Source organism: Sporosarcina sp. FSL W8-0480 (assembly GCF_037963765.1).
Classification (GTDB): domain Bacteria; phylum Bacillota; class Bacilli; order Bacillales_A; family Planococcaceae; genus Sporosarcina.
On record NZ_CP150166.1, the window covers coordinates 2,134,493 to 2,148,260 of the forward strand.

Sequence of the window (13,768 nt, forward strand, 5' to 3'; positions counted from 1 at the left end):
GAGAAACGCGGTTTTTTTAATCCAAGGATAATCGCATTTATTTCGGGTATATTATTTGAAAAGGAGAGTGTTTTTATATGAGGATGTATCGTTTGCTCATTGCACTGGTATTTACTACCCTTTTAGTGATGGGATGCTCAAACAAAACAACAACATTAAATAGCTCAGGCAATAGCGGAGAGTCAAATGATCCAGATCAAGTAACCGACAAAGGCAATAAACAGGTGATAGAGACTGTCGATAAGTCACTGAAAGATTACTTCTTGCCAGATGGATCAAAAGCGAATTTCCTTGGGGATGGAAATGAATTTGCAGAATTAGATGTTACATTTGCCATGCCTTATGAGAATATCGTCGTTGTTCATGAAAATAATGGCGGTGTCGTCATTAGGTTTATTTACGAGATTGAGGAGAATCAGATTACATTAATTAATCATACGTCTGTAGATATGAATGAGGACTTCCCTACTTTAGAGGAAATTGATGCAATGAAACCGGAAGGTATTTATTTGAAAAAGCCATTTGAAGTCGGCACTACTTTTGATAAGTGGACGATCACTGAAACAGGGGTTACAGTAGAAACCCCTTACCAAAAATTTGAAAATGCATTCGTTATCGAATCAAAAGAAAATAATGCTCTAAACCGAAAGTATTTTGTTGAGGGATACGGCGAAGTTAAACGTGAATCGATAATGGATGTCGAAAATAATGAGAAATTCATAGTAACATCCACGTTGGAGTCTGTGAGTAAGCCATAATTTCCCTAATGTGTCTCGCAGGAATATACAAAAAAGAGGCTCCTGTGAAGGGCCTCTTTGATCTGACGAATTATAGTTTCACTACGTTAGCAGCTTGAAGACCACGATTGCCTTCTACAACTTCGAACTCAACATGTTGACCTTCATCCAAAGTTTTAAATCCGTCTCCCTGAATAGCAGAGAAGTGTACGAATACATCGTCTTCCCCTTCAACTTCGATGAATCCGAAGCCTTTTTCAGAGTTGAACCACTTTACAGTACCTTGTTTCATGTGTGACTACCTCCAAATAATTTACTTACTAATACATGAAAAAAATTCACATATTACAAAAAGTACCGACAACGCCGATCACCTTTTGTAATACGTGAATACGTTTGTTTCGGTAAAACATATTAGATACTGCTACTATACCATACCCATAATATTTGTCAATATAACAATATTAAATATTCGAATTATTTATCTAACTCAATCTGGATGGTTTGCCATCAGCCAGTGCAAGGAGCCCGTGAAAAATTTGGAGATCCTCATCGCATCCATCACAGAAACAACGCTCTGTTTCAGACCAATATGCAAAAAAACAATCATCTCTCTCTTCCTTATACTTATATTTTGCTTCAAATTCTTTTTTTAATTCATCAAGGTATAATTTTGCATCAGTTAACGTATCAAATTTCCTTCTTGACTGAATAGTCGATTCCCAATCTTCGAACATCCACCACGGCTCATAGTCCGCTTTCATATAAACAATTTCATAGACCATTATTCTTCCCCCATTAATTCGAATGTGAGTGGATTCATTTTAACAAATTCAATGTAACTATCCAAGTAATTGGATTCAGCGTTAATAACACTGTAATTCAACTACAAATCAGGTATAATTGCACTAAAGACATGAAACTTAATGCTAATTTAAACGTATTAAGTAATATAAGAAAAAACGCAAGGAGGCCTGGATACATTGAAAGAAGTCAAACAGTTTTTCCAAAGACACTTAATAACAGCGCCTATCAGTTTCGGCTCCTGGTTTACAATGACCTTGGCAGCAGGCATGAATCCTCTTGCTGCAACAGGCCTGATGATTGCAATTTACCTAAGCGGTAATTTCACGATTAAACAAATACAGCTATCCTCAAATGTTAAGGAACTTGGCATGTCAAGATCTGAATATAAACACATCAAGACCCAATTGAATGAAGCTAAAACGAAGATTAATAAACTGAATGGACTCTATGGTCAAGTCCGTTCTGTCCAAGCGTTCAAACAGGTTTACGAGATAAATAACTTAGCGAAAAGGATTCTCACCATAGTACGCAAAAACCCGAAAAAATTCTACCATGTAGAGAGATTTTTCTATTCCCATCTCGATTCTGCAGTCGAACTTACTTCAAAATACGCAATCCTTGTGAACCAACCTTTGAAAGATCAGGAAATCAGGGTTGCTCTCCAACATACAAGGGAAACACTAAATGATGTGAATAGACAGTTGGAGCAGGATTTAAGAGGTGCACTTGCTACTGATATCGAACAGCTTCAACTAGAATTGGATTATGTGGATGTTACAATGAAAAAGAATAAACCGTTGCTTGAGATGAAAGGAGAAATGCGTAATGACAGGGAATAACATGACAAATAATGAGGTAAAGACCATGGATGACCTTTTGGACAATCCATTTGATATGAATGAACCTTTACTGCCTAAAGAAATGCAAACTGAACAAAGTAAAGGGCAGGTCGCAGTAAAACTGATGGATCGCTTAACTCCTGAAGAACAGGCTAAAGCGAAGCAGTTAGCTGAGCAGATTCCAGTCGGTAATTACGAAGCAATCATTACGTATGGAGCAAATGCTCAAAATGAGTTATCCCGATTTTCTCATAAAATGTTGGACCATGTACAAAGCAAAGATATCGGACCTGTTGGAGATGTGCTGAGTGACTTGATGAGCAAACTTTCGGAAATCGATCCAGAAGATTTATCCGAGAAGAAGAAATCAGGCTTAGCGCGCCTATTTAAGAAAGCGACGCGCTCCATTCAAGAGATGATGACGAAGTATCAAAAACTAAGCACACAAATCGATCGCATCGGTGTACAGCTTGAGCATTCGAAACGTGGATTGCTTGAAGATGTGCAAATGCTCGATAACTTATATGAACAAAACAAGACATATTTCCAAGCATTGAATGTCTATATTGCAGCGGCTGAGCTAAAACGTGATGAAATCGCGAATGTCATCATTCCAGAAATGCAAAGAAAAGCTGAACTTTCCAATGATCAGATGGCATTCCAGGAAGTGAATGACATGGGGCAATTCCTCGACCGTCTGGAAAAACGCTTGTATGATTTGCAACTATCAAGACAAATTACGATCCAAAGTGCTCCACAAATAAGAATGATTCAACAAACGAACCAGACGCTTGCTGAGAAGATTCAATCATCCATCATGACTTCCATTCCATTATGGAAAAACCAAATTGCTATTGCACTGACGTTAAATCGTCAGCGAAAAGCGGTGGAATCACAAAAATTGGTGACAAAAACAACAAACGACTTGCTATTGAAGAATTCAGAGATGCTAAAAGTGAACTCGATTGAAACGGCAAAAGAAAACGAACGTGGTATTATTGAAATCGATACGTTGAAAAAGACACAAGAGAATTTGATCCAAACAATCGAAGAAACGCTCCAGATTCAAGCGGATGGCCGTGCGAAGCGGAAAGCTGCTGAAGTTGAGATTGCTCGTATGGAAGAAGAATTGAAACAACGTCTTCTTGCAGTGCATGAAAAAACACAATCACCGCAGCGACCTTATTAATCGCAAAACAGTTGAAGGAAGCCAATGCTTCCTTCAACTGTTTTTTAGTGAATAATTGTGCACTAACCATATTCGAATAATAGAATGGACCTTGGTAGCAAAAGAATGAGCCCTTATAAGAAAAAATGGACCCTAACAGTGAAAGAACGGACCTTGACTTAACCAATTGCAATTGCCAATAACTTTCGTAGAATCCTCAACGTTTGGTCTGTGAAGTTTTCCACCGAATGGGACGCCGCTGACTTATTTCCGAACATCATCGAAAACAATTCACGTTGATCATCAGTTGGTTCTTCAGATGCTAAAAATAAATGAATGACAGAAATTCCCCGTTTCTCCGCCTCCATCACTGCTTCCCTCGTATCCAAAACACCATTACGATCATAGCCGAATGCGGAAGGTTCACCATCCGAGAAAACAAGTAAAAACTTATTTTTCTCCGGTCTCGCTAAAAGCCTTCTGCTCATCCATCTAATCGCAAAACCATCCCGATTGTCCTCATTCGTCTCAAATGAAAGGATTGACAGCCCATTATCCTGCCGTTGTTCCATGAATGTATGCATTAGACCGAACACATTCGGTTGGACTTCTTTTGTTGCATGGTTGGCATCCTCATAATACGAAGAGATTTCATGTGGGACTGAAAGTTGACGTAATACATCATGGAACATTAAAACCGCTTTTTTCGTTTCATCCAGCTTATCCATCATTGAAGCTGACCCATCAACTAACAGTCCGAATACTGCATCTAATTTATCCGAAGGAATGTTTTTCCGATAAAATGGTCTTGGTCGTTCATCGACAAGTAACGTCGTAAGCTTTGGAGATAGACGGCCCTTTGCCAATCCTGTCCTTCGTGCATCCTCTTTCAATTCAATCCGTTTTTTCATCTCCTCAACGAATGAACGGATATAAGGCTTATGTTCCTCACGCCATCTTAACAATTTGACCTTGTTCGTTTCGTCACTGACGGCTTCAACAACTTTTTCCTCAAAAACTACATGGGCATGCTCTTTCCCGAATTCCTTCCCGGTCTTTTTCTGCCCGATTTTCTTATCAGTTTGTTCATGTTCTTCATCAGACCATTGCTCACTCTCATTACCCTCAGATTGGCCGGTTCCAATTTCCTGGATTTCTGCATTTTCATTGCCTTCTGTTGCATTACTCCCATCTCCCCTACCCGCCCGGCCATGCTCCAGTTCGTATTCAAGATGGACGCCTGACTCGCTTTCATTTTCCCGATGCCATGTGCGGAACACTTCGTCAATTGTTTCTTTAACTTCCTGCTCCCCTTTTTCCGCGTCTTTCATCCCGTCATGATAATGAAAAGTCGCAGTTTCGTCCGAAATCGAATCGCCAACTGCATAGTACTGATGGATAAGATCTCCCTCGATAACCTCTTCAATCATGAAGATAATACGATTAACAACATCTATCATTTGGGAAGTTGAAGTTGCATCGGTTGCATAGGAGGCTCTCAACAGAATCTGTTCAATCGGCAATTCCCATTCCACAGCCGATTGAGTGAACATACTATCATGAAGGTTAATGAATAGCTGATTCATCAAGGCATCTGCATAAAAGCCCTTTTTAAAGTTGGAAACGAGCCTGTCATGATGGAATTGTAGCATTAATTGCCTTCTTACAGAAAATGCTCTTCCCGTACCTGGTCGTTGTTTCCCAACGAAGTCCATCAACCTAAACTCTTCCAACATCAACAATAGTTCTTCAGCAAATTTTCTTAAGTGATGTTTTTCATACTGCCTTCTGAACGTGAGCCAGTCACTTACAGAAAAGTTCTTCCAAAATCCGGCGGTCATTAAATAAACATCCGAAAGTCTTCCTAAATGAGTAATCTCATTTGGACGGTGTCTCCAAAAAACACTTAATGAAATTCCACCTTCTTTTGGTTGCAGTTCAAACAGTTTTCGTTCAGTCAATTCAAGAAACGGAGCATCTGCAAGGGCCCTGCCTAACCGTTCGTAAAGCAAAAGCTGGTTTGCATCGATTGTTTCATCATTGAATTGGATGAACCGGTTTAACTTCACCATTCGATTCGCCTCATTTCACCCACGTATCCACTAATTCCATTACAAGCTTCTGTTCCATTTTGTCGTCAAGTTTTTCCGCGATTGAATACTGTATTGCCCGTCTTAATGGAATGTGCTCCGCAAGAGCCATTGCATCCAACAAACTTCTTACTGAAGCTGCCTCCTCCGATAGAAGACCATTCATCACTTGTTTCTTTAAATCCTCATTAATATTCATTACTGTATCAACCAAAGTTGGATTTGCTTTAGGGAACAGCTTTTGGATGATTTCTTTAAGCTGAACACCAGCAAGATATGGGATGGAGAACGAAACAAAACGGTTTTTCAATGCTTCGTTCATCGGGGATGTTCCTACATATCCTTCATTTATTGCCGAGATAACTGTAAAATCCTTATGTGCGTGTATTACTTCCCCCGTGAACGGATTTGTTAACATACGGCGATGATCCAATACACTATGTAGAATAGGTAATGTTTCGGGTTTTGCCATATTGATTTCATCGATATATAGGATGTGTCCTTCCTTCATCGCCTGGACAACCGGACCTTCCACAAATTCAATAACAGTTTGCCCTTCTTTCGAAATGATCGTCTTAAACCCTAATAGGGATTCCGCATCTAAGTCTACTGAGCAGTTCACACTATGCATCGGCTGTTGGAAAAACTCAGAAATACTTTGTGCAAGTTTTGTTTTTCCTGCACCGGATGGACCTTTTAACAGAATTGGTTTTTTTAATATGATACCAATCAAAATATCTTCCCATAGATTCGCTATAGGTGAAATATACCCGCCTTCTTGGATCAATAACTTTTCATTCTTTTCATATCTACGTGATTGTCGTTGTTCCTGTTCAGCAACTATAAATGAATTCATCACTATGTTCCTCCCAATAAAAACGCCCAATGCTCTACGTTTGGCATTGGGCGAATTTTCATTCGAAATACGTTTTATAATAGCCGCCGACTTTGCCTGAATTATCTACGATGAAAATGAACTCTTCTGTTTCATTTTTTACGTCATATTCCTTACCAGGGGTTAGGACATTCGTGACAACATATTTTTCAGCATTGGCGTGCTTACAGACAACTTTGCGGATTGTTGGAGCAGTAGTCCAATCTTTAAATGACATATCAATCACCATCCATGTTTCAATTCGAAAAAGGACCCGATGTAACATCGGGCCTTTCTCTGTATTTTATCCTATTAAGATCCAAGAAGTAAATCTTCAGGGTTTTCGATTAGTTCTTTAACCATTTTCAAGAAGCCAACGGAATCTTTTCCATCGATGACGCGGTGGTCGTATGACAATGCGACGTACATCATTGGACGAATCTCAACTTTATCACCAACAGCAACTGGGCGTTTTTGGATTGTATGCATTCCAAGAATACCAACTTGTGTACCGTTAAGGATTGGTGTAGAGAATAGGGAACCGAATACGCCACCATTTGTGATAGTGAATGATCCACCTGACATATCAGCAATCGTCAATTTATTGTCTCTTGCTTTTAACGCCAATTCACCAATGTTAGCTTCGATTTCCGCAAAGTTTTTACGATCTGCATCGCGTACGATCGGAACAACAAGACCGCCTTCAGTAGAGACTGCAATACCTACATCATAATAGTGCTTCAAGATGATTTCATCGCCATCGATTTCAGAGTTGACGTATGGGTATTTTTTAAGTGCTGCAACAACTGCTTTTGTGAAGAATGACATGAAACCAAGACGTACATCATTCTTGTCATAGAATTCATCTTTTTTGCGTGAACGAAGTTCCATAACTGCAGACATATCGATTTCATTGAAAGTCGTCAACATTGCTGTAGACTGTCTTACTTCAAGTAAACGTTTTGCAATCGTTTGGCGACGACGTGTCATTTTTTCACGTGTTTCACGTCCGTCTTGAACAGGTGCTGCTGCCGGTTTTGCGGCAGGTGCAGCAGCTGGTGCTGATGGAGCCGTACCATGTGCTGCAACGTCTTGTGCACGAACTCTACCCATTGGGTCAACCGGTGATACCGCGGACAGGTCGATTCCTTTTTCGCGAGCTAATTTTCTAGCTGCTGGGCTTGCGATTGTACGATCTGAGGAAGTTTGTTCAGTTGTTTGAGCAGCGGCAGGTGCAGCAGCTGCTTTTGGTGCTTCTTCCACTTTTGCTTCTTGTGCAGCAGGAGCAGCTGATGCTGCCGGTGCCCCGGAACCTTCCCCGACTACTGCAATAACTTGACCGACTTCAACTGTGTCGCCTTCAGCAGCAAGAAGTTCTTGAACTACCCCAGCTTCTTCGGAAATTACTTCGACGTTGACTTTATCTGTTTCTAATTCAACGATGAATTCGCCCTTTTCAACACTTTCACCAGGTTGTTTTAACCACTTTGCAATTGTTCCTTCAGTAATCGATTCTGCAAGTTCTGGTACTCTTATTTCAGCCACAATAAATTCCTCCTCTGTTCTACCGTCATGACGGTGTAACACTTATCAATTTCTATAATCATTAAGATATTACTTTTTCAAAGCTTCATCAATAATGCGTTGTTGTGCAATTTTATGAGCATCTCCGCTTCCCTCTGAAGGGCTTGCACGGTGGATTCGGCCTACATAGGAAACTTTCTTCCCTTCGGCGATTTCCTGCAGATACTCTAACGCAAATGACCATGAACCCATGTTTTTAGGTTCTTCTTGGACCCATACAAGTTCTTCCACATTAGGGAAACGAGATACGATATCGGCAATTTTCTCAGAAGGGAATGGATACAATTGCTCAACGCGAACGATGTGCAAGTGTTCAAATCCTTTACCGTCTTTAACTGTTTCAGCAAGATCAATTGCCATTTTACCGCTCGCTAATAGAACTTTCTTAACCTTTTTCGGTTCTTGGCCAGTTGTAGGTTGTTCAAGAACTGTTTGGAAATGACCATTTGCCAAATCACTTGGTTCTGCACCAACAAGCGGATGACGAAGCAGTGATTTAGGAGATACGATGACTAACGGACGTTCCACATCAGTTCCAAGCATTTTTGCCTGTCTACGCAATACGTGGAAATAGTTAGCTGCACTCGAAATGTTTGCAACGGTCCAGTTGTTTTCTGCGCAAAGTTGTAAATATCTTTCAAGGCGTGCACTGGAGTGCTCCGGACCTTGCCCTTCATACGCATGTGGAAGCAGGATGACCATTCCTGATTGTTGCCCCCATTTTGAATGGCTTGAAGAGATGAATTGGTCAAACATGACTTGTGCCATATTTGCGAAGTCACCATATTGAGCTTCCCAGATTGACAAAGCCTGATCTTTTTCAAGATTATAACCGAATTCATACCCAACTACAGCAAATTCCGTTAATGGGCTATTATAGGCTACAAAGGAAGCATTCGATCCACTGATATGATGTAGTGGCACGAACTCTTCACCTGTTTTTTCATCATGCAATACAAGATGTCTATGGGCAAATGTACCCCTTTGTACGTCCTGTCCTGTGATACGGATTGGTTTCCCATCTTGAAGGATGGATCCGAAAGCCAATTGTTCCGCATGTGCCCAGTCAATCTTTCCTTTACCCTTAAATGGTTCTTCGCGGCGTTTTAAAATACGATCCAGCTTGCTAAACACAGTAAAGTCTTCTGGGTATGTCAGAAGTTCCTCATTCATGCGTTCAAGCCTTTCCTGCTCCACACCCGTCTCGATTTTCTCAGGGAATCCTGCTAGGACGTAATCAGGTGTTTCATCTGAAAGCTTTTTGGAGTCGGATGTGTTTTCTTTTACTCTGTCATATGCAGATTGCATCATCGCAAAGATATCCGCATCCAATTTTTCAACATCCGACTCAGAAATAATACCTGAATTTACGAGCTCAGCCCCGTATAGTTGTCTCGCGGTTGGATGCTTATGGATATTGTGGTACATCATAGGGTTCGTAACCAATGGTTCATCCATTTCATTATGACCATAGCGACGGTACCCGATAAGGTCAATCAAAATATCTTTACCGAATTTTTGTCGGTATTCAAAAGCGAACGCAGCAACAGCCATTACATCTTCCGGGCTATCAGCGTTGACGTGCATAATTGGCACTTCAAAACCTTTAGCAGGATCTGATGAGTAATGTGTAGAGCGTGAATCATAATATTCGGTAGTGAATCCAATCGTGTTATTCGCAATAATATGGATGGAACCACCTGTTTTGTAGCCTCTGACACGGCTATAGTTGAACGTTTCTGGCACAATGCCTTGACCAGGGAATGCTGCATCCCCGTGAATCATAATTGAGTAAGCTGCCTTCATGTCTTGCTCAGGCAAACCTGCTTGATTCGTCGTTTCTTGGGCAGCACGTGTCTGTCCATTAACAACAGGGTTTACCACTTCCAAATGGGAAGGGTTATATGCAAGGAAACGCTCAGTGCCAGATGGCGCTTTGTACAGAGCACCCATATGGTATTTAACATCACCAAACCAACCCCGTGTCGTTTCTAGTGAACCATCTTCAGGAAGAAATGGGTCTGAAGGAACACCAGCAAATTCAGCAAACATCATTTCATATGGCTTATTCAAAATATGAGTCAATACATTTAATCGACCACGGTGTGCCATACCAATTAATACTTTTTTCATTTTTTCTGATTCAGATTGGCGAACTAACTCATCAAGGAGAATTACAAGTGAATCTAGTCCTTCAATAGAGAATCGTTTCGCTCCGACAAATGTACGGTGTATGAACTTTTCGAAACCTTCGATCTTAGTCAATCTTTCAAGCATTGCTTTTTTGTCCTCATTCGAAAGCTTAACGGAAACTTCACCATTTTCGATTCTTGATTGAATCCATGAACGCTCTTCTTCATCGATGACATGGGCAAATTCATAAGCAATTTTCCCTGTGTACAATGATTTCAAATAGTTAACAGCATCCATTCCATTTTCCACGTTTGTCGGTGGATTTTTTAGGAATAAAGAAGCTGGCATTGATGATAAATCGCTTTCTGTCAACCCGTAATAAGAAGGTTCTATGCGTGACAAGTCTTTCGGCCTATCGTTAAGTGGATAAATATCTGAAGCAAGATGTCCGTATGCTCGGATAGCATCGATTAAAGTATAAGCGGCCAATACCTTGCCAAAATTAACAGCAGGTGCGTCTGTTGCAGCTATATATTGAGTTTGATCTGCTTCATCGACCGACGGTGCACCAAAGCTTCTAAACATTTCTGCAAGCTCAGGTTCTACCGATTCAGGCGACACTTTAAACTGTTCATACATTTCCATTACATACCCAAGATTCGGACCTGTAAATATTGAGTAAGGAGAACGTTGGGTACCTACATTGTTCGACATGTAAAATGACCTCCACATTTGCCAATTGGCCTGTTGTGTTAATTCTTTATCCGTATTCATATTACCATGCAAATAGTAGAACTGAAAGGATTTCGTTCTATTTAATTGACATTAATACCGTTAAAAAGAATACACTTACTTTTAGATAAATGCAACAATATTCGACATTCTTCCATCTACTTAAGACCTAATCCAGCTAATTTTTGTAAGATAGTATCAAATCAGCCATCATTTGAGGAGATTTTGTATTTGCAACTTTTTTCATTTTTTCAACAAGCGTCTCTTTCTCCATCGTTAGCTGGTTAAATAGGTCCATCATCGACAAATTATCAAGCTCCTCCTCTTGAACTACTTGCGCTATTCCAAGTGATTTGAATAGCGATGCATTCAAAAGTTGGTCCCCCCTGCTCTTAGCAGCGGATAATGGGATGAGCAACATTGGCTTATGGACCGACAATAATTCGAATATAGCATTCGATCCTGCCCGGGACACAGCGAAATCTGCTGCCGCCAATAAGTGGGGCAGCCCCTCTGTTACATATTCAAATTGTGAATAACCAGACACTTGTTCCAAAGTATCGTCAATATTTCCTTTACCGCAAAGATGGATAACTTCAAAACTTTTTAGGATGGTACCCAATTCTTTTCTCACTGCATCGTTCAGTACTGCAGAACCTTGACTTCCACCCATAATGATGAAAACGGGCTTTTCGCCAGTTAGGCCGGCGATACGCAAGCCTTCATTTCGATTTCCGCTAAAAATTTCGGGTCTGATGACTGCCCCAGTACAAGTTGCCTTACCATTTGGCAAATAATCTAATGTCTGTTCAAAAACAGTGAAAATATGGTTGGAAAATGGCAATGCCAACTTATTTGCAAGACCTGGCGAAACGTCTGATTCATGAGCAACGACGGGTATTCTCGCAAGTTTCGCAGCCAAAACAACTGGAACAGAGACAAATCCGCCTTTTGAGAACACGATTTCCGGCTTCAACTTTTGTAAAATAAAATACGCTTGTAAAACTCCAGTTCCAACCCGAAATGGGTCAGAAAAGTTCTTCATGGAAAAATAACGTCTCAATTTCCCGCTTTGAATCGCATGATAGGTTACCTCTTTGTGACCATCGCGTATTAATTCCTCTTCGATTCCATCATGGGAACCAATATAATGAATTTCATAGCCTTTGTCATCAAAAACAGGTATTAGTGCTTCGTTTACAGAGACATGCCCCGCTGTACCGCCACCCGTTAATACAATCACTGGCCGCTTCATTTGGCCATTCACCTCATCCATCTTTTTTTATGCTTATTTATTCTAAGATTACCACTTTGCCATTATAGCAAAGAAATCATGGTACAATGTTGTTTGATTTAAGTACTCCATAAATTTTACTTGAAGACATATGGAATTCGATTTGCCGAATTCCATAGGGGGAAGGAGAAATATGCTGGAAGATGTAACACCTCTTAAACAGAAAATCCAAATGCTTTTAAAAATTATTATCCCTATTCTTGTCACTCAAATCGCACTTTATTTGATGACCTTTTTCGACATTCTTATGACTGGTAGATACAATACGGAAGACCTTGCAGGTGTTACAATTGGATCCTCATTCTGGGTGCCTGTTTATACCGGGTTATCTGGTATTCTTATGGGACTTACGCCAATAATTGCTCACTTTATCGGCGGCGGTAAGAAGGGAGAAGTCCGGCCTTCAGTTCAGCAAGGTTTGTATTTATCAATAGTACTAGCAGCAATTGTATTTTCGATTATGATGTTCGCTGTAATCCCCTCACTAAATCATATGCCACTTGAAGGCGTGGTTAGGATTGTCGCGGCTGATTACTTAATAGGAATGAGCATTGGGCTTCTCCCACTATTCGCCTATACTGTTTTTAGATCGTTTTTCGATGCACTTGGTGCAACCCGGGTTTCAATGTTCATCATTCTATTATCAGCACCGATTAACATCTTTCTAAATTACCTGCTCATTTATGGAAACTTCGGATTCCCTGAAATGGGTGGTGCAGGGGCTGGCTTCGCTTCAGGAATTACCTATTGGGTCGTTTTCTGCATCGCTTTCCTAATCGCATGGAAACGGAAAACATTTCAATCATATTCTCTGTTTTCAAATTGGGAAACAGTTTCATTTGATCGTTGGAAAGCAATCTTGAAAATCGGCGTACCGATTGGGTTAGCAATTTTCGTAGAAATAAGTATATTTTCTGTCGTAACACTTCTAATGAGTGGCTACACCACAGCTACTATATCCGCTCATCAGATTGCCTTAAATTTCACCTCACTCTTATATATGGTACCTTTAAGTATTTCCATGGGCGTAACTATCTTAGTCGGACAATCGATAGGAGCGAGAAAACCACGAGATGCAAAGCACTATAGTTTCCTTGGGGTAGGTATCGCGATTATATTCAGCTTTATCTCTATTATAATTTTATTGACATTCAGGGAACCCATTGCATCACTGTATACGAAAGACACTGCGATTATTAAACTTGCAGTTCATTTTTTCATCTTCGCTGCATTCTTTCAACTATCTGATGCAATCCAGGCACCGATTCAAGGGTCATTACGAGGATATAAGGACGTCAATATGACGTTTATAATGGCAATTATCTCTTTCTGGGTGATCGGTTTACCCGTTGGATATGCAACAGCAAACTTTACAGATCTTGGTCCTTTTGGATACTGGGTTGGCCTCATTGCAGGATTAACAATCGGTGCAATTTCATTGAGCATCCGTCTGTTATTTATCCAAAGGAAAAGCTTAAAGAAAATAAATCCCGATGTCGGCTAATGCCGC

General features: G+C 40.4%; 12 protein-coding genes. 4 read left to right on the top strand and 8 right to left on the bottom strand.

The genetic code is table 11. The annotated features are described in order from the left end of the window. Window positions 1-77: 77 nt before the first annotated feature. Window positions 78-758 carry a hypothetical protein gene (locus tag NSQ43_RS11085; protein ID WP_339250177.1) on the top strand — a complete coding sequence of 227 codons (681 nt, stop codon included), beginning with the start codon at window positions 78-80 and terminating at the stop codon, window positions 756-758. Window positions 759-828: 70 nt separating this feature from the next. Here NSQ43_RS11085 and NSQ43_RS11090 read toward each other — a convergent pair whose 3' ends face one another. Continuing rightward, window positions 829-1,029 carry a cold-shock protein gene (locus NSQ43_RS11090; protein WP_339250178.1) on the bottom strand — a complete coding sequence of 67 codons (201 nt, stop codon included), beginning with the start codon at window positions 1,027-1,029 and terminating at the stop codon, window positions 829-831. 193 nt (window positions 1,030-1,222) lie between these two features. Beyond that, entirely contained in the window at window positions 1,223-1,522 is a 300-nt protein-coding gene (locus tag NSQ43_RS11095; RefSeq protein ID WP_339250180.1) for a DUF1033 family protein, read from the bottom strand. A gap of 198 nt (window positions 1,523-1,720) precedes the next feature. On the opposite strand from NSQ43_RS11095, the gene NSQ43_RS11100 reads away from it, so the two are divergent. Then, entirely contained in the window at window positions 1,721-2,383 is a 663-nt protein-coding gene (locus NSQ43_RS11100; RefSeq protein WP_339250183.1) for a 5-bromo-4-chloroindolyl phosphate hydrolysis family protein, read from the top strand. Further along, a complete protein-coding gene (locus NSQ43_RS11105) occupies window positions 2,370-3,572 on the top strand; it encodes a toxic anion resistance protein (RefSeq protein ID WP_339250185.1) in 1,203 nt (400 codons plus the stop codon). The genes NSQ43_RS11100 and NSQ43_RS11105 overlap by 14 nt, the downstream gene beginning before the upstream one ends. Before the next feature lie 158 nt (window positions 3,573-3,730). Here NSQ43_RS11105 and NSQ43_RS11110 read toward each other — a convergent pair whose 3' ends face one another. The 6 genes from NSQ43_RS11110 to NSQ43_RS11135 all read right to left on the bottom strand — a co-directional run bounded on the left by NSQ43_RS11110 (window position 3,731) and on the right by NSQ43_RS11135 (window position 12,219). Further along, window positions 3,731-5,623 (bottom strand): hypothetical protein, encoded by a 1,893-nt coding sequence (locus tag NSQ43_RS11110; RefSeq protein ID WP_339250187.1) that lies wholly within the window; start codon window positions 5,621-5,623, stop codon window positions 3,731-3,733. A 10-nt stretch (window positions 5,624-5,633) separates the two neighbouring features. Then, window positions 5,634-6,497 (bottom strand): AAA family ATPase, encoded by an 864-nt coding sequence (locus NSQ43_RS11115; RefSeq protein ID WP_339250189.1) that lies wholly within the window; start codon window positions 6,495-6,497, stop codon window positions 5,634-5,636. A gap of 58 nt (window positions 6,498-6,555) precedes the next feature. After that, window positions 6,556-6,753 carry a DUF6501 family protein gene (locus NSQ43_RS11120; protein WP_339250191.1) on the bottom strand — a complete coding sequence of 66 codons (198 nt, stop codon included), beginning with the start codon at window positions 6,751-6,753 and terminating at the stop codon, window positions 6,556-6,558. 74 nt (window positions 6,754-6,827) lie between these two features. Then, window positions 6,828-8,060, bottom strand: a complete 1,233-nt coding sequence (gene odhB, locus NSQ43_RS11125) for a 2-oxoglutarate dehydrogenase complex dihydrolipoyllysine-residue succinyltransferase (RefSeq protein ID WP_339250193.1) — start codon at window positions 8,058-8,060, stop codon at window positions 6,828-6,830. 69 nt (window positions 8,061-8,129) lie between these two features. Further along, entirely contained in the window at window positions 8,130-10,946 is a 2,817-nt protein-coding gene (locus NSQ43_RS11130) for a 2-oxoglutarate dehydrogenase E1 component (protein WP_339250194.1), read from the bottom strand. Between the two features lie 196 nt (window positions 10,947-11,142). Then, window positions 11,143-12,219, bottom strand: coding sequence for an undecaprenyldiphospho-muramoylpentapeptide beta-N-acetylglucosaminyltransferase (locus NSQ43_RS11135; protein WP_339250196.1), 1,077 nt, complete (start codon window positions 12,217-12,219; stop codon window positions 11,143-11,145). Window positions 12,220-12,391: 172 nt separating this feature from the next. Here NSQ43_RS11135 and NSQ43_RS11140 point away from each other — a divergent pair, with 172 nt between their 5' ends. Further along, entirely contained in the window at window positions 12,392-13,762 is a 1,371-nt protein-coding gene (locus tag NSQ43_RS11140; RefSeq protein ID WP_339250198.1) for an MATE family efflux transporter, read from the top strand. The last annotated feature ends 6 nt before the right edge of the window (window positions 13,763-13,768 follow it).

Excerpts from the sequence above, each read along its gene's own strand:
- NSQ43_RS11085 (WP_339250177.1), top strand. The coding sequence starts at position 78 with ATGAGGATGTATCGTTTGCTCATTGCACTGGTATTTACTACCCTTTTA.
- NSQ43_RS11090 (WP_339250178.1), bottom strand. The coding sequence starts at position 1,029 with ATGAAACAAGGTACTGTAAAGTGGTTCAACTCTGAAAAAGGCTTCGGA.
- NSQ43_RS11095 (WP_339250180.1), bottom strand. The coding sequence starts at position 1,522 with ATGGTCTATGAAATTGTTTATATGAAAGCGGACTATGAGCCGTGGTGG.
- NSQ43_RS11105 (WP_339250185.1), top strand. The coding sequence starts at position 2,370 with ATGACAGGGAATAACATGACAAATAATGAGGTAAAGACCATGGATGAC.
- NSQ43_RS11110 (WP_339250187.1), bottom strand. The coding sequence starts at position 5,623 with ATGGTGAAGTTAAACCGGTTCATCCAATTCAATGATGAAACAATCGAT.
- NSQ43_RS11115 (WP_339250189.1), bottom strand. The coding sequence starts at position 6,497 with ATGAATTCATTTATAGTTGCTGAACAGGAACAACGACAATCACGTAGA.
- NSQ43_RS11120 (WP_339250191.1), bottom strand. The coding sequence starts at position 6,753 with ATGTCATTTAAAGATTGGACTACTGCTCCAACAATCCGCAAAGTTGTC.
- NSQ43_RS11130 (WP_339250194.1), bottom strand. The coding sequence starts at position 10,946 with ATGTCGAACAATGTAGGTACCCAACGTTCTCCTTACTCAATATTTACA.
- NSQ43_RS11135 (WP_339250196.1), bottom strand. The coding sequence starts at position 12,219 with ATGAAGCGGCCAGTGATTGTATTAACGGGTGGCGGTACAGCGGGGCAT.
- NSQ43_RS11140 (WP_339250198.1), top strand. The coding sequence starts at position 12,392 with ATGCTGGAAGATGTAACACCTCTTAAACAGAAAATCCAAATGCTTTTA.